We start from the raw sequence: 19,092 nt of genomic DNA, 5'->3' as shown, positions 1-19,092 counted from the left end.
TTCATTGGATAACATTCCGTGACCAAATAGTGACAAATAAGTATTTTTATGCAAGAAAAACTAGTATTTTCTACTCATCATACGGTCGGGAGTGCCCCCACGATAAGGAGGTGCTTCCCAGAGAAGTGCCCACGGGAAGCGTCCCGAACAGGCTAGACTTCTCGCCTTCAACCGAACGCCCTCAGCAATAGCGGACCAGGTACACCCATAATGTCGCTTCAGGATCTCATCGCCCCGCGCCTGCCCCCAGCACCACCCAAGCCAGACGATGACATTCGTGCGCTGATAGACAACGCCGGGCTCGGCGACTTCTCCTACCGCAATATCCATCAGCAGGAACGCCTTGCCGCCGATCTCGAGCGCTGGCCGCTGCTGCGAGAACTCGCCGCTTCATCGGCGGAGACCGACGCTTGAGGGTAATGGCGCTACAGGGGCTGCGTGGTGGCACGGGAACGACCTCGCTGCTCGCCGCCCTGGCCGAGTCGCTCACCCAGGCGGGGCACAGCGTGCTGTGCATCGACCTCGACCCACGCAATCAGTTACGCCTGCACTTCAACCATCCCTGGCAGGACGACAGCGGTTGGGCCATCGCCGAGCAAGCGGATGCAGCGTGGCATGAAATGGCCTTCAGCCTCGGTGAGCGGCTGACGTTTCTGCCCTACGGACGCGGCGAGGGTATCGCCGAAAACCTCGATAGCGCCTGGCGGGACGTCCCGGACATCTGGTCCCGGCGTCTGGCGCAACTGGACCCGCAGCGCTATGACTGGATCCTGATCGACGTCCCCTTCGACCACCCGTCGCATCAACGCCAGATACGTCGCCTGGCGTCGCTCTGGCTGACGGTAGCCAATGCCGATGCCGCCTGCCATGCCCTGCTCGCCGAGCGGCCGGTCGGTGTCAACGAGTACCTGCTGGTCAGTCGCTTCTCGCCACGCAGCCTGCTGCAGAACGACCTGCTGGCCATCTGGCAGCGTCAGCACGACGACTGGCTGGTACCCTGCTCGATCCACCAGGACGAGGCGATGTTCGAGGCGCTGGCCCACAAGCGCAGCGTGATCGGTCACCGCAGCGACAGCCTGGCGGCACGTGACGTCCAGCGCCTGGCCGCCTGGCTGCAGGCACGCGGAGCGACACCATGATTCCGCTGCTTTTCAAGCCACGCCTTTTGCAAGGCCTGCGAGGCCATTACCGCGACCTGCGCCACCGGCGCCATGCCGGCCCCGTCACCGCCCTGCTCTACTGCACGCTGTGGGTCCTGGGGTGGACGCTGCTGCGCCTCGAGGGGCCGGCCTGGCAACGGCTTTCGCTGCGCCTGGCGCCGACCCTGCGTCATCTGCGGCAACGCCGACCGGGGATCGCCGACCCGCTGCGTTACCTGATCCAGGCCCTGTGGCTGATACTCCTGAAACCCCGGCGACCGGAGCCGAGTGTCGGTGACCGTGATGCCGCGTCGCCTCGCGGCAGAACGCCCCGACGGCCTCCTGCGCCCCGCCTGTCGGGCTGGCGACGAGGCCTCGACGGCCTGACACGTCGCCTGGATACCACCACCCTCGACACCCGCCGGGGCGCCACCGGACGCGCCACCTGGCCGTTATGGGCGATGGGAGCGCTGGCCGGCATGATGATGACGCTGGTAATCACCCAGCCGTTCTCGCTGGGCGCCCAGGCGATCTTCGTCGTGCTCCTGGCGGCCGTCGCCCTGCTGGTACAGCGCGTTCCCGGGCGTCTGGCGACGCTGACCCTGATCGTGCTGTCGGTGACGGTGTCGTGCCGCTATCTGTGGTGGCGCTACACTTCGACGCTCAACTGGAACGATCCGCTCGACATCATCTGCGGACTGCTGCTGCTCGGCGCGGAGACCTACACCTGGCTGGTCCTGTTGCTCGGCTACCTGCAGACGATCTGGCCGCTCAACCGGCCGCCTTCCGCCCTGCCCGACGACATCGATCGGTGGCCGGTCGTCGACCTGATGATCCCCACCTATGATGAATCGCTGGACGTGGTCCGCCCCACCGTGCTCGCCGCACTGGGCATTGACTGGCCACACGACAGACTGCGCATCCACCTGCTCGACGACGGACGCCGTCCGGCGTTTCGCGACTTCGCCGAGTCGGTGGGCATCGGCTACATCACCCGCGACGACAATCGGCACGCCAAGGCCGGCAACCTCAACCACGCGCTGACCGTCACCAATGCCGAATTCGTGGCGATCTTCGACTGCGACCACGTCCCCCAGCGCTCGTTTTTGCAGATGACCCTGGGCTGGTTCCTCAAGGATCCTCGCCTGGGCCTGGTCCAGACCCCGCACCACTTCTTCTCGCCCGATCCCTTCGAGCGCAACCTGGGCCGTTTCCGGCGCATGCCCAACGAGAACACTCTGTTCTACGGCCTGGTGCAGGACGGCAACGACCTCTGGAACGCCAGCTTTTTCTGCGGCTCGTGCGCCGTGTTGCGCCGCTCGGCGCTCGAGTCGATCGGCGGCTTCGCCGTGGACACCGTCACCGAGGACGCTCACACGTCGCTGCGCCTACACCGCCATGGCTTCACCTCGGCCTACCTGCGCCTGCCCCAGGCGGCAGGCCTGGCCACCGAGAGCCTGTCGGCGCATATCGGCCAGCGCATTCGCTGGGCACGTGGCATGGCCCAGATCTTCCGGCTAGACAACCCGCTCACCGGCCCCGGACTGAATCTGGCCCAGCGCCTGTGCTATTTCAATGCCATGCTGCACTTTCTGGCCGGCGTGCCGCGCCTGATCTTCCTCACCGCGCCGCTGGCCTTCCTGTTGCTGCACGCCTACATCATCTACGCGCCGGCGGCGGCCATCCTGCTCTACGTGATCCCGCACATGCTGCACTCCGGCATCACCAACTCGCGCATCCAGGGCCGTTATCGGCACAGTTTCTGGAGCGAGGTCTACGAGGCGGTGCTGGCCTGGTACATCGCCCGTCCGACGACGGCGGCACTGCTCAACCCGCGCAAGGGCACGTTCAACGTCACCGCCAAGGGCGGCCTGATCGGCAAGGACTACTTCGACTGGACCATATCGCGCCCCTATCTGCTGCTCATCGCCCTCAATCTGGCCGGAGTGGTGGCCGCCGGCTGGCGTCTCTACGCGGGCCCCTTCGACGAAGTGCCCACCGTGCTGGTCAGCCTGGCCTGGACCCTCTACAACCTGATCATCCTCGGCGGCGCCGTCGCCGTCGCCGCCGAGGCACGCCAGGTACGTCGCCGCCATCGCGTCGAGGTGGCCCTGCCCGCGGCCATCGAACTCACCGACGGGCATGCCTACCCCTGCACTCTGCACGACTACGCCGAGGGCGGGGTCGGCCTGAGCGTGCCCCGCGCAGGGCTGCTGGCCGTCGACCAGAAGGTGTCGCTGCTGTTGCATCGCGGGACTCGCGAACAGGCCTTCGAGGCCCGCGTGACCAACGTCAATGGAGCCCGCGCCGGCCTCGAGCTGGGGGCGATGACACTCCCCGAACACATCGACTACATCCAGGCCACCTTCGCCCGGGCCGACACCTGGACGTTGTGGCGGGACAAGTTTCCCGAAGACCGCCCCATGCAGAGCTTCACTGACATTCTCGCGCTCGGGCTGGAAGGCTACAGGCGTCTGTTGCTGCACGCCCCGAAGCGCCTGTACGCACCATTGACCTGGCTGGGCTCGTTCGTGCCGCGTCGCGAAGCGCAGCGGGTTCGAGGCTTCACCGACTGACAAGGGACCGTGACCCGATGAGCAAACGCTGGCTTGTGCCGTTTTCGCTGTTGATTCTGCTGCTCGGCGGCGGCGCGGATAGCCTCGCGGCCACCGCGACGACACCCGACGACGCGCCTCCGCTCGAACGCCGTACCCTGCCATTGACCCGGCTGGCCCAGGCGCCCATCGAATTGACCGGCCTGGTCCCCTCGCAGCGCATCGACTTCGGGGTTCGCGGCGATCGCCTGGTCACCCGCGCCGTGCTCGATCTGCATTACAGGCCATCGCCGGCCCTGCTCGACGATGTCTCCCAGCTCAAGGTCTATCTCAACGATGAAGTGGTCGGCGTGGTCAGCCTCGAGCCGGATCGCGGCAAGCCACAGCATGCCGAACTTTCGCTCGACCCACGCCTGATTCGCGACTACAACCGTCTCGAGCTGTCGTTGATCGGCCATTACAGGGATATCTGCGAGAACCCGGTGCATACCAGCATCTGGCTCGACATCGGCGACGACAGCCAACTCGAACTCACCGAACAGGCCCTGCCGCTGGCCAATTCGCTGGCGCGCCTGCCCGGGCCATTCTTCGACTCCCGCGACGATGCTGTCCTCGACCTGCCGATCGTGCTGCCCGAATCGCCCGACCTGGCAATGCAGCGCGCCGGCGGCATCGTCGCCTCGTGGTTCGGCAGCCTCGCCGACTGGCGTGGGCAGCATTTCCCGGTGACCTTCGACCGGCCGCCGCGCCGCCACGCCGTGGTACTGGCGACCAACGACGCCCGGCCGGTCTTCCTCGCCGACTACCCGCCTGTCGACGGCCCGACCGTCGAAATCATCAGTCATCCCGACACGCCCTACGCCAAGCTGCTGTTGATCCTCGGTCGCGACGACGACGATCTCGTCGAGGCGGCCCGTGCCCTGGCACTGGGCGATGTGCTGCTGCGCGGCCAGAGCGCGCGCATCGACGCGATCGACCCGCTCGAACCGCGCCAGCCCTACGATGCCCCGAAATGGGTGCCCACCGACCGCCCGGTATCCTTCGACGAGCTGGTCGAATACCCCGATCAGTTGCAGGTCGAGGGCGAGGAAATGGACCGCATCGACATCAACCTGCGGGTTCCGCCCGATCTGTTCGTCTGGGAGGACGACCTGATCGATCTGGATCTCGGCTATCGCTATACTCCGCCGGCCACCGATAGGGGCTCGCGACTCGACGTCGCCATCAACGGCGAATTCCTGCGCTCCTTCCCGCTCAGCGAGGAAGGCAGCGGCGACCCGAGCGGCCTCGCGGTACCGGTACTCCAGGACTGGCTCGGCGGGGGCAGCCAGGTCGCCATCCCGGCCCTGCGGCTGGGCGCCGCCAATCGCCTGAGTTTCGACTTCCAGTACGCCAATCGCGTCGGCGGCGCCGAACCCGACAAGTGCATCACCGTCACCCAGGTGCCCAACCGAGCCGCTATCGACAAGTCCTCGACCCTCGATTTCTCCGGGTACCCGCACTACCTGGCGATGCCGGCGCTGCGCACCTTCGCCACTGCGGGCTTCCCCTTCAGCCGGCTCGCCGACCTGTCGCAGACGCTGGTGGTGACGCCCGCGTCGCCGTCGGCGGAACAGCTCTCCTCGCTGTTCGACACGCTCGGTCGAATCGGGGCCCAGACCGGCTATCCCGGCGTCGCCGTGCGCCTCACCGACGACTGGCAGCAGGCTCGCGAGGTCGATGCCGATATCCTCGCCTTCGGCTCGCTACCCGAGTCGCTGAGCGAGCGAGCGCCGGTTATGGCCCTGGGGCCGGACGCGCGCAGCCGGCTGCGTCTGGCGAGTCGCGACGCCGAGATCACGGCGCGACACAATCCGCTCGATGACGCCCCGGTACCCGCCGACCGCTCGGTGACGATCAGCGCCCATGGACCACTCGCCGCCGTGCTCGGGATGCAGTCACCGTTCTTCGATCAGCGCAGCGTGGTCGCCCTGCTCACCGCCGGGCCCGCCGATCAGCGCCTGCTCAACCGCACCCTGGCCGAGCCGACGGCACTCGACCAGATCAGCGGCTCGGTGGCGGTGATTCGCGACAGCGGCATCACCAGCAACGCCGTCGGCGAGCGCTACTACGTCGGTCACCTGCCGTGGACCACCTGGTTGTGGTATCACCTGTCGCGCCATCCCTGGCTGATCGCCGCCGTGGCCGGACTCGCGGTGCTGATCGTCGCCTTCCTGCTGTGGCGGATCCTGCGCCGCCTCGGCGCGCGGCGTCTGAACGAAGACGAGGCGTGAGCATGTGGCGTGCCGGACTGATGCTGATCCTGACCCTGGCCGCGGGCGTCATCGATGCCGACGATGCCCGCTGGCCGGCCTGGGAGCGGTTTCGCGACACCCTGGTCAGTGACGACGGGCGGGTCATCGACGCCTCCGATCCACGCCACATCACTACCTCCGAGGGACAGAGCTACGCGCTGTTCTTCGCCCTGGTCGCCGACGACCGCGACACCTTCCAGCGGCTGCTCGACTGGACCCAGAATAATCTCGCCAAAGGCGACCTGGGCGCCACCCTGCCCGCCTGGCTGTGGGGGCGCGACGGCGACGACTGGGATGTGCTGGACGCCAACAGCGCCGCGGATTCCGACCTGTGGCTTGCCTACACGCTGCTCGAGGCCGGCAGGCTCTGGCAGCGTCGCGACTATCGCGTGCTCGGCGCCCGTCTCGCTGCACGCATCGCCGACGAGGAGGTCGCCGACCTGCCGGGCTTCGGCAGGATGCTGCTGCCCGGGCGCCACGGCTTTGTCGACGACGCCAGCTGGCGGGTCAATCCCAGCTACCTGCCGCCGCAACTGCTCACGCGCCTCACCGCGCTGGGCGAGCCTTGGCCGGAAGTGGCCGCCAACGTGCCGCGCCTGTTGATCGCCAGTTCACCGCGAGGACTGGCCCCCGACTGGGCACAGTGGACATCCGAAGGCGGCTGGACCCCCGATCCCGAGCACGGCAGTCAGGGCGACTACGACGCGATCCGCATCTACCTGTGGCTGGGCATGCTCGCCGACGAAGCCGACCATCGCGAGTCCCTGATCGCCCACTTCGCGCCGATGCGCGAACTGGTCGCCGAACTGGGCGCCCCCCCGGAACGCATCGACGCCCTAGACGGGACGCACCAGGGCCTCGGCAATAGCGGGGTTTCCGCCGCCCTACTGCCCTTCCTCGCCGCCACGCCGGGTGGGGACACGCCGCTCGCCGTCGCCCAACGGCGCCGGCTCGCCGCCGATCCGCCGACGGATGATGCCTACTATGCTCGTGTTCTGACGCTTTTCGGACGCGGCTGGGACGAGGGACGCTATCGATTCGCCGCCGATGGCCGGCTGCAACCGGCATGGAGGTTGCCATGAGCCCGATGCATCGCGGATGGTTGCCCGTCTGCCTGCTACTGGCCGGCGTGACGCTGCCGGCGCTCGCCGCCCCGGCGAGCGGTCCGACACCGTCGACGCCCACGGTCACCCAGGCCGTCTCGCCCCGCGACTGGCTATTGCAGCGCGTGCGCCTCGGCGAGGCCCGTCACGACGAATCACTGGTCGACGAGGCGCTCGACAAGCTCGACGCCATCGCTCCCGACGCCCCGGAAGTACTCGAGGCTCGGATACGACGTGCGCTACGCAATGACGAGAGACAGCGCGCCAGCGAACTGGTCGAGCGCCTCGCCGAGGTGGCACCCGATACGCAGGCCTACCGCATGGCCCGACTCAATCTGTCGCTGAACCGCCCCGATCGGCGCCAGGCATTGAGCCGGGCGCGACTGCTGGCCGCCACCGGCCGGGTCGATCAGGCCAAGCAAGCCTATGATGAACTGCTCGCCGAAGGCCTGCCGACACTCTCTCTGGCGCTCGAGTACTGGGAACTCGTCGCCCGGCTGCCCGATGGTGAATCACGGGCGATTCAGCAACTCGGGAAACTCGACGAGCGCTATCCGCAAAGTCCCGAGCTGGGTTTCGCCCTGGCGGGACTGTTGCTCGACGCCGGCCAAGACGATGCCGCCTTCACGCATCTCGAGCGGCTCGCCAACCTGCCGGGCACGCGGCAAACCAGTGCGCGGGTATGGCTGAACGCCCTGCGCGACCGGCCGGCGAGCCAGGCCAACGCGGCTGCCTGGCAGCGCTTCCTCGCTGTCTTCGGCGACACCGAGTACGCCGACGAGGCGCGGCGCGCGCTCGATCACCAGCGCGAACGACTCGCCGACCCGGCCTACCGGGCCCGCCTGCGCGGCCTGGCGCGTTTCGAGAGCCGGGGCGGGACCGCCGGCGAGGTCGACATCCGGCGTGCGCTGGCCGCTTACCCCGGCGACGTCGACCTGTTAGGCGCACTGGGCGTCATTCGCCTGCGTCAGGGCCGCCATGCCCAGGCGCTGGAGCTATTTCAGCGCGCACGGGCCAACGACACCAGCGGTTTCAGCGGCGACAAGTGGCAAGCCCTGATCGATACCGCCCGTTACTGGCTCTACATCAGCCGTGGTGACACGGCTCTGGCCGGGGATCACCCACAACGCGCCGAACAAGCCTATCGCCGGGCCAGTAGACTGCAGCCCGGTTCGTCCGATGCCTGGCTGGGCATAGGCGACGTCGCGCAGCGTCGCGGTGACACGCTCTCCGCCGAACAGGCCTACCAGCATGCCCGACGCGTTGCCGACGACGACACCCGGGCGCTGGAACGCCTGACCGCGTTGTACGCCGAGCAATCCCCGCAGCGCGCGCTCGACTTCATTGCCGGCCTGCCCGCCGCCAGTCGACGGGCGCTCGCCGATACCCGGCGGCAACTGCGCGTGGCCCAATTGAGCGCCGCCGGCCAGCGCTTGGCCGACGCCCAGCAATGGTCGCAGGCCGCCGAGCGCTACACCGAGGCCCGAGCGCTGTCACCCGCTGACGTCTGGCTGACCTACTCGCTGGCCCAGGCATTGCGCCAGGACGGCCGCCAGCCACAGGCCGACGCCGCCTTCTCCGACCTGCTGGCGCGCCTCGACGATCCCGCGGCACGCGCCCGGGGCCACTACGCCGAGGCGCTGTACCTGGCCAGCGACGACCGGGACGAGGCCGCGCTCGAAAGCCTCGCGCTCATCCCCGCCGCCCAACGCGACGACGACATCCGCACCTTGGCGACCCGCCTCGAGCGCCAGCGGGCCCTGGCCCGGGCCGAGCAACTGCGTCGCGACGGCGAGTCCGACGCGGCCCGCGAGCTGCTCGCCGCGCAGCCGGCCAGCGTCGAGATCGCCCTGCGCCTGGGCGACTGGGCACTGGCCGACGACCAGCCGGCCGCCGCCATTCCCCCTTACCGGCAAGCGCTGGCACTGGCCCCGGACAGCCGCGACGCCCGGCTGGGCCTGGCCGAAGCCGCGCTGGCGATGAACGACACCCGCCTCGCCCGTCGCCAGCTCGAGGCGCTCGAACTGCCGGCGGATGCCGGCAATCAGCGCCGCCGCGCCGCCAACGCCTGGGCGGCACTGGGCGAGTCGGCACGCGCCGAAGCGCTGATCGCCACGGCCCTGGAACAGCCGACAGCCCCCGTGGGCGACGACGCAGCCCTGCTGTGGCGCGACGCCGCGCGCATCGCCGAGGCGGCCGGCGATCGCGCCGGTGCGCTGGCGCGCTATCGCCGCGGCATGATCGCCGCCGGCATTGCCGACGCCGCGACGCTCAGCGACGACACCGACTTCACCCGCGCCACCCGTGGAAGAACCGACGACGACTGGCTGGCCGACAGCCTGCGCAGTGAATCGGCGAGGCTCTACCAGTCGCTCGACACCCGGATACGCGCGGCGCGGCAGGTCGACAACGACAGCGGCACCGACGGCGTCTCGTCGCTGACCACCACCACCGACATGTTAGAGGTCGACACGCCGGTCAACGGCGGGCGCGGTTTCCTGAGACTCGATCGCGTCAGTCTCGACGCCGGACGCCTCGCGCGCGATGCCGACGGCCTGACCCGCGAGACCTTCGGCACCTGCGCGACGGTGGGCTGCACCGGCGACTTCCACCAGCAGGATCGCGGCATCGGCGTGGCGCTGGGCTGGTACGACGAGACCTGGCGGGTGGACCTGGGGACCACGCCGCTGGGCTTCGCCGTCGAGGATTGGGTCGGCGGGGTGCAGTATTCTGGGGACGCCGGGCCGCTGTGGCTGACCGCCACGCTGTCGCGTCGCGCGCTCGACGACTCGCTGCTCGCCTTCGCCGGCGCCCGTGACCCCCGTACCGGCACCACCTGGGGCGGTATCCGCGCCACCGGCGCCTCGCTGGGACTGGGCTACGACCAGGGCGGCCCCAACGGCGTGTGGTCCAATCTCGGCGTGCACCACCTCGATGGCGAGAACGTCCCCGACAATACCCGGGTGCAGCTGATGGGCGGGGTCTACCGCAAGCTGATCAACGAAGAGCACCGTCGCCTCAGTATCGGCGTCAGCGGCCTGGCAATGCACTACAGCCGCGAACTCGGCGGTTATTCGCTGGGCCAGGGGGGCTACTACAGCCCGCAGCGCTATGTCTCGCTGTCGCTGCCGGTGAGCTATACCCGGCGCACCGGCGACTGGTCGTGGCAGCTCGACGCCGCGATCTCGCAGTCGTGGAGCGACAGCGACGACAGCGCACGCTACCCGCTGGGCGGCGATGACGTCGCCGGCTTGCCCGATGCCGGCGCCACCCGTGGCGGCGGCAGCGGTGGCGGCTTCGGCTTCTCGCTGGGCGGCCGCGTCGAATACCGCCTCGCCGATCACTGGATCGCCGGGCTCGCCGCCGGCCTGCAGCAGGCCGAGGACTATGCGCCCAACGGCTTCAACCTGTCGCTGCGCTACAGCTTCGGCGCCTGGCAGGGCGACCTGGCGATGCCGCCGGACGCACTCGAGCCTTACGCCAGCTTCGACTAGCCGTGTCCCCGGGTCGTGCCCGGGCGCCATTTGAATTCCGGATTTCCGCCCCGAGGTAGGTAGGAAGAGGGCGGCGACAAGGATGTCGCGTCTTCGCTCACATATCGCAAGCAAGAAGGAGGTGATCCGTCATGCAAGCCCCGACAGGCCCCGAATGCCCGGACTGCGGTAGCCGCGAGAAGCGTTTTCCGCCGGGCCGCGAAGGACAGTACCATGTGTTCTGCGACGACTGCGGCCACGACTTCGGTCGTTTCGACCAGTTGATCGGCAATTTTCGTCACATACTCGACGATCTCGAACACAAGCTGGGCATCGACGACGCCTCGCCGCGCCCTGCCCCGGACGGTCCCGAAGCCCCGCGTGGCTGATCCGCCGATGCCCGTGCAGGCCGCACGCGTGTGCACCACCCGACCTTATCGCGACAAGGAGAATGTCATGGCCGATACCGCCCACTTCGTGGTCATCGCCGAATTCCGGATCAAGCCGGGCCAGGTGCCGGCCTTCCTGGCGCTGGCCCACAACGACGCCAGCGAGTCGCTGGCCAACGAGGAGGGCTGCCTGGCCTTCGACGTGCTGGCACCGGAAGGCAGCGAGGAGCTGGTCATCCTGCACGAGGTCTACCGCGACCGCGCCGCCTACGAACACCACACGCAGATGCCCCACTACGCGCCTTTCAAGGAGGGCAGCGCACCGCTGCTGGATGGCCAGCCGAGCGTGCGCTTCTTCTACACGTCGGTGCGGCCCGAATAAGTCCGTATTTCAAAACCCCGGTTGCCCGAATGCCGGTTAACGCAAGGGTCTTTCGCCATGGCCGGAAATAAGTTCCTCACTTTTCCGGCATTTCCGCCATCCATGGCGGTCAGATAGCGAAAGTAGCACCCACGGAAGGGTTTATAGCGCCCTTGCGACAATCTGCTTTCGCCGAGGGGTGAAATATCGACGGGCTTGCCATATGGCAAGCCCGTTTGCAGGACGGAGCCTAGATCAAGCCACTACGCTCAGCCGAGCCACACCCGGGCGTTGCGAAACAGCCGCATCCAGGCGCCGTCGCGGGTCCACTCCGCCGGTCGCCAGGAGTTGGTGACGGCACGCGCCACCCGCTCGGGGTGCGGCATCATGATGGTGACGCGCCCGTCCGGCGTGGTCAGCCCGGTCACCCCGGACGGCGAGCCGTTGGGGTTGGCCGGGTAATGAGTGGTCACCTGGCCGTAGTTGTCGACATAGCGCAGGGCAATCTGCTCGCTGCCCTGCATGGCACGCAGGTGGCCGGCATCGCGGAACTCGGCGCGCCCCTCGCCATGCGCCACGGCGATCGGAAGCCGTGACCCCTCCATCCCGGCGAGCAGGATCGACGGGCTCTTCTCGACCTGAACCATCGAGGTCCGCGCCTCGAACTGTTCCGACTCGTTGCGCACGAAGCGCGGCCAGTTCCCGGCGCCGGGGATCAGTTCCTTGAGCTGCGAGAACATCTGGCAGCCGTTGCAGACGCCCAGCGCAAAGCTGTCGTCACGCTCGAAGAACGCCGCGAACTGCTCGCGGGCACGGGTATTGAACAGCGCCGACTTGGCCCAGCCGCCGCCGGCGCCGAGCACGTCGCCGTAGGAGAAGCCGCCGCAGGCGACCAGCCCCTTGAACGCATCGAGTGTCACGCGCCCGGCGAGAATGTCGCTCATGTGCACGTCGATGGCCTCGAAGCCGGCCTTGTCGAAGGCCGCGGCCATCTCCAGCTGACCGTTGACGCCCTGCTCGCGCAGTACCGCCATGCGCGGCCGTGCCACGTTGACAGAGGGAGCGCCGACGAACGGCGCGGCGACATCCTCGTCGACATCGAAAGTGGGCGTCGCCGAGAGCCCCGGGTCGCGCAGATCGAGCAGGTCGTCGAACTCGGCCTTGGCGCAGTCCGGGTTGTCGCGCAGTGCCTGCAGACGATAGCTGGTCTCGGCCCAGCTGCGCTGGGCCAGCGCCCGGGTGGTCTCGAGCAGCGGCTCCTCGAACAGCGTCACGCGCACCTGATCGTCGTAGCGCGGCCGGGCGATGACGCCGCAGGTGTCGATGCCCGCCGCGGCGAACTGGGCGAGCACGAACTCGGTCTCCTTGCGGTCGACCTGGATCACCGCGCCGAGCTCCTCGGCGAACAGCGCGCCGGCCGCCTCGAAGGCGTCGTCGACCAGCCAGTCGAGCTTGATCTCGAGTCCGCCGCGGCCGGCGAAGGCCATCTCCAGCAGCGTCACCAATAGCCCGCCGTCGCTGCGATCGTGATAGGCGAGCAGCTTGCCGTCGGCGTTGAGCCCCTGGATGACGGCGAAGAACGCGGCGAGATCCTCGGCCTCGTCGAGATCGGGGCAGACGTCGCCGATCTGACCGTAGACCTGAGCCAGCGCCGAGCCGCCCAGACGGTTACGGCCAGCGCCCAGGTCGACCAGGATCAGGTCGCTTTCGTCGCGGTCGAGGCGCAGCTGCGGCGTCAGCGTGGCGAGCGCGTCGGTGACCGGCGCGAAACCGGTGACATTGAGGGTCAGCGGCGCGGTGATCGCCTTGTCCTCGGCGGCGTCGCCCTCGCCTTCCTGCCAGGCGGTGCGCATCGACATCGAGTCCTTGCCCACCGGAATGGCGATGCCAAGCCGAGGGCAAAGCTCCATGCCTACCGCATGCACGGCATCGTAAAGCGCCTGGTTCTCGCCGGGATGGTCGGCGGCGCTCATCCAGTTGGCGGAGAGTTTGATGTCGCCGAGCCTGGCGATCGGCGCCGCGGCAAGGTTGGTGATCGCCTCGGCGACCGCCAGCCGCGCGCTGGCCGCCGGATCGATCAGCGCCACCGGCGGTCGCTCGCCCATCGCCATCGCCTCGCCGGCGTGGGTGTCGTAACTTGCCGTGGTCACCGCGCAGTCGGCCACCGGCACCTGCCACGGGCCGACCATCTGGTCGCGGGCGACCTGGCCTGTGATCGAACGATCGCCGATGGTGATCAGAAAGCTCTTCGAGGCCACTGCCGGCAGGCGCAGCACCCGCTCGAGCGCCTCGCGCAGGTCGAGGTTGTCGAAGTCGGCGCCCGGCATCGGCCGCGGCTGACGCGTGAATTCGCGCTGCATCCTGGGCGGCTTGCCGAACAGCACGCTCATCGGCAGGTCGATCGGCGTGCTGTCGAAATGGTCGTCGTGCACGGTCAGCTGATGCGCCTCGCGGGCCTCGCCGACCACCGCGTAGGGGCAGCGCTCGCGCGCGCAGAGCGCCTCGAAGGCCGCCAGGTCGTCGGGCGCCACCGCCAGCACGTAACGCTCCTGGGCCTCGCTGCACCAGATCTCCAGCGGGCTCATGCCCGGCTCGGCGTTGGGCACGTCGCGCAGCTCGAAGCGCCCGCCGCGACCGCCGTCCTTGACCAGCTCCGGCAGGGCGTTGGACAGCCCGCCGGCGCCGACGTCGTGGATGAAGCGGATCGGGTTGGCGTCACCCAGCGCCCAGCAGCGGTCGATGACCTCCTGGGCGCGGCGTTCCATCTCGGGGTTGTCGCGCTGTACCGAGGCGAAATCGAGATCCTCGCTCGACACGCCGGAGGCCATGCTCGAAGCCGCCCCGCCGCCCAGGCCGATCAGCATCGCCGGGCCGCCCATCACGATCAGCTTGGCACCGATCGGGATCTCGCCCTTGGCGACGTGACCCTCGCGGATGTTGCCGTAGCCGCCGGCCAGCATCACCGGCTTGTGGTAACCGCGCCGTTCGATGCCCTCGACGCCCACCGAGTCCTGTTCGTAGCTGCGGAAGTAGCCGGCGAGATTGGGTCGGCCGAACTCGTTGTTGAAGGCCGCGCCGCCGACCGGCGCCTCGAGCATGATGTCGAGTGCGCTCTGGATGCGCTCGGGCTTGCCGTAGTCGAAGGCCTCCCAGGGCTGGACGAACTCGGGAATGCGCAGGTTGGATACCGCGAAGCCGGTCAGCCCGGCCTTGGGCTTGCCGCCGATGCCGGTGGCCCCCTCGTCGCGGATCTCGCCACCCGAGCCGGTCGCCGCGCCGGGGTGCGGGGCGATGGCGGTCGGGTGGTTGTGGGTCTCGACCTTCATCAGGATGTGGATCGGTTCCTGATGCGTGCCGTAGCTGGCACGCGCCGCGTCGTCGTCGCCGACCAGCGGCGCGGCGAAGAAGCGCCCGGCCCGGCTGCCGCGGATCACCGCGGCGTTGTCGCTGTAGGCCGAGAGCACGTCGTCGCCGGCTTGCTCGTGGGTGTTGCGGATCATCTGGAACAGCGAACGCGGCTGGGCCTCGCCGTCGATCGACCAGTCGGCGTTGAAGATCTTGTGCCGGCAGTGCTCGGAGTTGGCCTGGGCGAACATCATCAGCTCGACGTCGCTGGGATTGCGCTCGAGGTCGACGAAGGCCCGGTGCAGGTAATCGATCTCGTCGTCGGCCAGCGCCAGGCCGAGCTCGCCGTTGGCGGCCTCCAGCGCGGCGCGCCCGCCGCCGAGTACGTCGACCTGACCGAGCGGCGCCGGGGAGCGGTGCGCGAACAGCCTGGCCGCGTCACTCGAGTTGGCGAGCACCGACTCGGTCATGCGGTCGTGCAGGGTGTCGATGATCGCCTCGAAGGCCGCCTCGCTGAGCACGCCGTCGAGAGTGACGCGATAGGCGATGCCCCGCTCGATGCGCCGGACCCGTGCCAGGCCGCAGTTGTGGGCGATGTCGGTGGCCTTGGACGACCACGGCGACAGGGTGCCCAGCCTTGGCACCACCAGAAACAGGTGACCGTCGCGCGCCGTCGGGGGCTCGGCCCCGGCCTGGGCGCCATAGGCCAGCAGGTTGTCGAGCACGGCGCGCTCGCCGGACGCCCAGTCGCCCTCGTGGTCCACGAAGTGCACGTAATCGGCATGCAGCGTCTCGATCTCGGGGACCCGGGCACGCAGCGCGGCCAGCAGCTTGGCATGACGGAAAGCGGAAAGGGCGGGCGCGCCTCTCAGTTCGAGCATGTCGAAAGAAGCCTCTGATGAAAGCCGAAGAATGGGCGCCGCGGGCGGCGACAACGAATAGCCCATGATACTGGAAAGCCGCTTGTTCGAGAAATCCGTGGAATGGCGTCAGGTGACAGCCCCCAGCCCCGCGGGTATGGTGATGCGTCCACTGTTACCGACGGCTACGCATGCTCCAGGCTTTCGCCCGCCATCCGCGTCGATTGGTGTTCAGCGTGGCAGGCCTCGTGCTGCTTGGCTGGCCGGCCCGCAACCCGCCGCTCCAGGAACCGCTGCTCGAAGCGATCCGCGCCCGCGACTTTCTGCAGGTGGACACCCGCAATACCCCGACCACCTACTATCAGGGCCGGCAGGGTCCCAGCGGGTTCGAGTTCGAACTGGTACGGCGCTTCGCCGACCAGCTCGGCGTCAGCCTGTCGCTGGACAGCGATGGCAATATCGCCGAGGTGCTCGACGCGGTGCGCAGCGGCACGGCCGACCTGGGGGCCGCGGCGCTGCCGCTCGACCCGACCCTGCCCGGCATCCACTTCAGCCGCGCGATCATGACCCTGCAGCCACTGGTGGTCTATCGCCGCGGATTGCCACCGGTCGACGAACCCGGTGACCTGCTGGGCCGTTCGATCGGGGTGATCGAAGGCTCCGGCGCCGGTCTGGTGCTGCGCGAACTCCAGCGGGATTCGCTGCCCGAGCTGGGCTGGAAGGAGTCGGCCGATCTCGAGGTCGCCGATCTGCTGAGCCTGGTCGAGAACGGCGACCTCGACGTGGCGGTGATCTATGCCCACCAGTTCAAGCTCAACCGGGTGTTCTTTCCCGGCGTCGAGAACGGCTTCCTGCTCGGCGATCCGCTCAGCCTGGCCTGGGCGCTGCCCGCCGAGCGGGGGCTGGCCCTGCTGCAGCGCGTCAACCGCTTCCTCGACGACATGCAGGCCGACGGCACGCTCGCCGCACTCGACGAGCGCTATTTCGGTCACGACGACTATCTGGAATACGTCGGCGCACGGACCTTCATCCAGCAGGTCAATGCGCGCCTGGACACCTACAAGGACGAGTTCCTCGCCGCCGCGCGCGAGACCGGCTTCGACTGGAAACTGCTCGCCGCGCTGGGCTACCAGGAATCGCACTGGAAGCCCAGGGCCACCTCGCCGACCGGGGTCAGGGGGCTGATGATGCTCACCCAGTCGACCGCCGAACAGATGGGCGTCGCCGACCGGCTCGACCCCGCGCAGAGCATCGACGGCGGCGCGCGCTACCTGAGGAGCGTCAAGCAGCGCCTGCAGGAGGAGATCGAGGAGCCGGACCGCACCTGGATGGCGCTGGCCGCCTACAACGTCGGCCTCGGCCACCTCTACGATGCCCAGAAGATCGCCGAGATGCGCGGCGGCGACCCCTACGCCTGGGCCGACGTCCGCGAGGCGTTGCCGCTGCTGCAGAAGCGCGACTGGTACTCGCGGGTTCGCCATGGCTATGCCCGCGGTGGCGAGCCGGTGATCTACGTGCGCAACATTCGCCGCTATTACGAGATTCTCAACTATCTCGAGCGCAGCCAGCAGCAGTTCTTCCAGCTCAATCAGCGCGAGCCCGGCGCGGACGACGGCAGCCTGTTCGATGTGGTGCCGCCGGTACTGTGAACACGGCGGGCACGCTTCCAACGCCGCGAACGGTTACCATTGGCTCTCGTCCGACGTCGACCGTCCGGCAACGACATAGCCACCTTCAGAGTGGCGCGCCGCATTGGCGCACCCGGGCCCGCGGGGGATAGCGCGCGTGCCCGCTCGAGTCGCTTCGATCCCGACACCATCCGGCCCGAGCGCCGGGGATCATTCATGAATGCAAGGGAAGACCATGCTACGACGTACCCTACTCGCCTCCGTGGTGGCCGGCAGCGCATTGCTGGCCGGTTGCGGCCAGGACCCGGCAGACGCGCCGCTGGCCCACGTGCCGGCCGATACGCCGTTCCTCTTCGCCAGCCTCGAAACGGCCGACGAGAAGACCCTCGAAGCCGCCATGGCCTCGTCGAACGCCTCGCTGGCGAGCCAGCGCAGCGAACTGCGCCAGCTCGCCGAGGAACTGCGCGGCAACGACGACGCCGAAGCGCTGGCCAACGTGCTCGAGGCGCTCGCCGATGAGCTCGCCGGCAAGTCGAGCTATCAGCAGGTCGCCGAGCAGGTCGGCGTCGACCTGGGCGGCCTGAGCGCCCTCTACGGCCACGGCCTGAGCCCGGTGCTGCGCCTGAGCGTGAGCGATGCCGAGCGTTATCGGGCTTTCCTCGAGCGTCTCGCCGAGGCTTCCGGACAGCCCCTCGAGGAACAAAGCCGAGGCGAACTGGAGTATCGTCGCATGCGCTTCGGCGAGGTGCCCCTGCAATTGTTGAGCGCCGTCAATGGCGGCCAGGCGGTGCTGGCGCTGGCGCCCAGCGAGCTGGACGACGCCACCCTGCAGGGCCTGGTCGGTGACGCCCTGCCGGAGAACAGCGTGCAGGACACCCAGCGGCTCAGCGAGCTGGCCGACGCCAAGGGCTACCTGCCCTACGGCCTGGGCTATCTCGACACGACGCGCCTGGCGACCCTGCTCACCGGCAGCGATGACCCGATGATCAAGGCCTTCCGCGCGTTCGCCGAACAGGCCGAGGGCCAGGCGCCCCCGCCGGTCCCGGCGAGCTGCCGCGAGGATGCATCACGCCTGGCAGCGCGCATGCCGCAGTTGAGCACCGGCTACACCACCCTCGACGCCGAACGCATCGAACAGCGCTTCGACGTGGCGTTGGCCGAGGACATCACCGCGCCGTTCGCCTCGCTGGTGTCGCCGGTCCCGGGGCTGGGCGCCGATTCCCTGGAAGCGCCCTTCGACCTGGCCCTTGCGCTGCCCATGAACGACCTGCGCGAGCTGCTGACCCAGCAGGTCCAGCACGTGCGCAGCGCGCCGTTCGGCTGCCCGGCCTTCGCCGAGCTCAACGACGATCTGGACGAACTCGGCCGTCAGGCCAACATGCTGGCCATGCCGCCGTTCGGTAGCCTGCGCGGCGCGCGCCTGGTCATCGACGACTTCGCGATGCCCGAACAGGGCGGCCAGCCCACGATCAAGGGCGCGCTGCTGGTGGCATCCAGCGACCCCAGCGGGCTGCTGGCGATCGGCCAGACCACCTTGCCCGGGCTAGCCACGCTGGCGGTTCCCAGCAATGGCGAACCGACCCCGCTGCCACCGCAGCTCACCGCGATGCTGGGCGGTGCGCCGGCCTGGCTGGCGATGACCGACAAGGCGCTCGGCGTGGCGACGGGCGAGGGCGAACAGGCGACGCTCGAGACACTGCTGCAGGGCCAGGACGGCGAGGCCGGCGAGCTGATGCACCTCAAGCTCTCCGGCGACATGTACGCCAAGTGGCTGAAGCTGGCCGATGCCTTCGGCGGCCTCGCGGGCAACGACGCCGCGGCGCTCGAGGAGCAGCTCGCCGACATGCGCGCGCAGTTCGAGCGGATCGACAGCGTCGTGATGCGCATGCGCATGGAAGAGGCCGGCCTGGTCGTCGACAGCCGCATCGACTGGAAGCAGTAACCC

11 protein-coding genes are annotated in these 19,092 nt (G+C 68.7%); 10 read left to right on the top strand and 1 reads right to left on the bottom strand.

Annotated elements, in window-relative coordinates:
- Positions 1 to 210: 210 nt before the first annotated feature.
- From bcsR to HR9077_RS20785, 8 genes are all read left to right on the top strand, one after another.
- Positions 211 to 414 (top strand): cellulose biosynthesis protein BcsR, encoded by a 204-nt coding sequence (bcsR, locus tag HR9077_RS20820; protein WP_136069210.1) that lies wholly within the window; start codon positions 211 to 213, stop codon positions 412 to 414.
- A gap of 5 nt (positions 415 to 419) precedes the next feature.
- Positions 420 to 1,139 (top strand): cellulose biosynthesis protein BcsQ, encoded by a 720-nt coding sequence (gene bcsQ / locus HR9077_RS20815; protein ID WP_244613402.1) that lies wholly within the window; start codon positions 420 to 422, stop codon positions 1,137 to 1,139.
- Positions 1,136 to 3,715, top strand: a complete 2,580-nt coding sequence (gene bcsA / locus HR9077_RS20810; RefSeq protein WP_136069208.1) for a UDP-forming cellulose synthase catalytic subunit — start codon at positions 1,136 to 1,138, stop codon at positions 3,713 to 3,715. The genes bcsQ and bcsA overlap by 4 nt, the downstream gene beginning before the upstream one ends.
- A 17-nt stretch (positions 3,716 to 3,732) precedes the next feature.
- Positions 3,733 to 5,967 (top strand): cellulose biosynthesis cyclic di-GMP-binding regulatory protein BcsB, encoded by a 2,235-nt coding sequence (gene bcsB, locus HR9077_RS20805; protein WP_136069207.1) that lies wholly within the window; start codon positions 3,733 to 3,735, stop codon positions 5,965 to 5,967.
- A 2-nt stretch (positions 5,968 to 5,969) separates the two neighbouring features.
- Entirely contained in the window at positions 5,970 to 7,070 is a 1,101-nt protein-coding gene (gene bcsZ / locus HR9077_RS20800) for a cellulose synthase complex periplasmic endoglucanase BcsZ (RefSeq protein WP_136069235.1), read from the top strand.
- On the top strand, positions 7,067 to 10,585 hold the full coding sequence (gene bcsC / locus HR9077_RS20795) for a cellulose synthase complex outer membrane protein BcsC (protein ID WP_168381013.1): 3,519 nt from the start codon (positions 7,067 to 7,069) through the stop codon (positions 10,583 to 10,585). The genes bcsZ and bcsC overlap by 4 nt, the downstream gene beginning before the upstream one ends.
- 131 nt (positions 10,586 to 10,716) lie before the next feature.
- Complete coding sequence (locus tag HR9077_RS20790) at positions 10,717 to 10,953, top strand: hypothetical protein (protein ID WP_136069205.1); 237 nt, start codon at positions 10,717 to 10,719, stop codon at positions 10,951 to 10,953.
- A 67-nt stretch (positions 10,954 to 11,020) separates the two neighbouring features.
- On the top strand, positions 11,021 to 11,335 hold the full coding sequence (locus HR9077_RS20785) for a putative quinol monooxygenase (protein WP_136069204.1): 315 nt from the start codon (positions 11,021 to 11,023) through the stop codon (positions 11,333 to 11,335).
- A gap of 248 nt (positions 11,336 to 11,583) precedes the next feature.
- On the opposite strand, the gene purL is transcribed toward HR9077_RS20785, so the two are convergent.
- Complete coding sequence (gene purL / locus HR9077_RS20780) at positions 11,584 to 15,540, bottom strand: phosphoribosylformylglycinamidine synthase (RefSeq protein ID WP_136069203.1); 3,957 nt, start codon at positions 15,538 to 15,540, stop codon at positions 11,584 to 11,586.
- Positions 15,541 to 15,710: 170 nt separating this feature from the next.
- Here purL and mltF point away from each other — a divergent pair, with 170 nt between their 5' ends.
- Together mltF and HR9077_RS20770 are read left to right on the top strand one after the other, a co-directional pair.
- Positions 15,711 to 17,168 (top strand): membrane-bound lytic murein transglycosylase MltF, encoded by a 1,458-nt coding sequence (gene mltF / locus HR9077_RS20775; protein WP_136069202.1) that lies wholly within the window; start codon positions 15,711 to 15,713, stop codon positions 17,166 to 17,168.
- A gap of 214 nt (positions 17,169 to 17,382) precedes the next feature.
- Positions 17,383 to 19,089, top strand: a complete 1,707-nt coding sequence (locus tag HR9077_RS20770; protein ID WP_136069201.1) for a hypothetical protein — start codon at positions 17,383 to 17,385, stop codon at positions 19,087 to 19,089.
- Positions 19,090 to 19,092: the final 3 nt, after the last annotated feature.

Origin of the sequence: Modicisalibacter radicis (assembly GCF_900961225.1) — a bacterium.
In the GTDB taxonomy this organism is placed as follows: Bacteria; Pseudomonadota; Gammaproteobacteria; order Pseudomonadales; family Halomonadaceae; genus Modicisalibacter.
This window is presented reverse-complemented; position numbering and strand designations above follow the sequence as displayed.

What these genes read in the sequence shown, in the direction of transcription:
- HR9077_RS20790 (WP_136069205.1), top strand. Translation starts at nt 10,717, where the DNA reads ATGCAAGCCCCGACAGGCCCCGAATGCCCGGACTGCGGTAGCCGCGAG.
- bcsQ (WP_244613402.1), top strand. Translation starts at nt 420, where the DNA reads ATGGCGCTACAGGGGCTGCGTGGTGGCACGGGAACGACCTCGCTGCTC.
- HR9077_RS20785 (WP_136069204.1), top strand. Translation starts at nt 11,021, where the DNA reads ATGGCCGATACCGCCCACTTCGTGGTCATCGCCGAATTCCGGATCAAG.
- purL (WP_136069203.1), bottom strand. Translation starts at nt 15,540, where the DNA reads ATGCTCGAACTGAGAGGCGCGCCCGCCCTTTCCGCTTTCCGTCATGCC.
- bcsB (WP_136069207.1), top strand. Translation starts at nt 3,733, where the DNA reads ATGAGCAAACGCTGGCTTGTGCCGTTTTCGCTGTTGATTCTGCTGCTC.
- bcsC (WP_168381013.1), top strand. Translation starts at nt 7,067, where the DNA reads ATGAGCCCGATGCATCGCGGATGGTTGCCCGTCTGCCTGCTACTGGCC.
- bcsA (WP_136069208.1), top strand. Translation starts at nt 1,136, where the DNA reads ATGATTCCGCTGCTTTTCAAGCCACGCCTTTTGCAAGGCCTGCGAGGC.
- HR9077_RS20770 (WP_136069201.1), top strand. Translation starts at nt 17,383, where the DNA reads ATGCTACGACGTACCCTACTCGCCTCCGTGGTGGCCGGCAGCGCATTG.
- bcsR (WP_136069210.1), top strand. Translation starts at nt 211, where the DNA reads ATGTCGCTTCAGGATCTCATCGCCCCGCGCCTGCCCCCAGCACCACCC.
- bcsZ (WP_136069235.1), top strand. Translation starts at nt 5,970, where the DNA reads ATGTGGCGTGCCGGACTGATGCTGATCCTGACCCTGGCCGCGGGCGTC.
- mltF (WP_136069202.1), top strand. Translation starts at nt 15,711, where the DNA reads ATGCTCCAGGCTTTCGCCCGCCATCCGCGTCGATTGGTGTTCAGCGTG.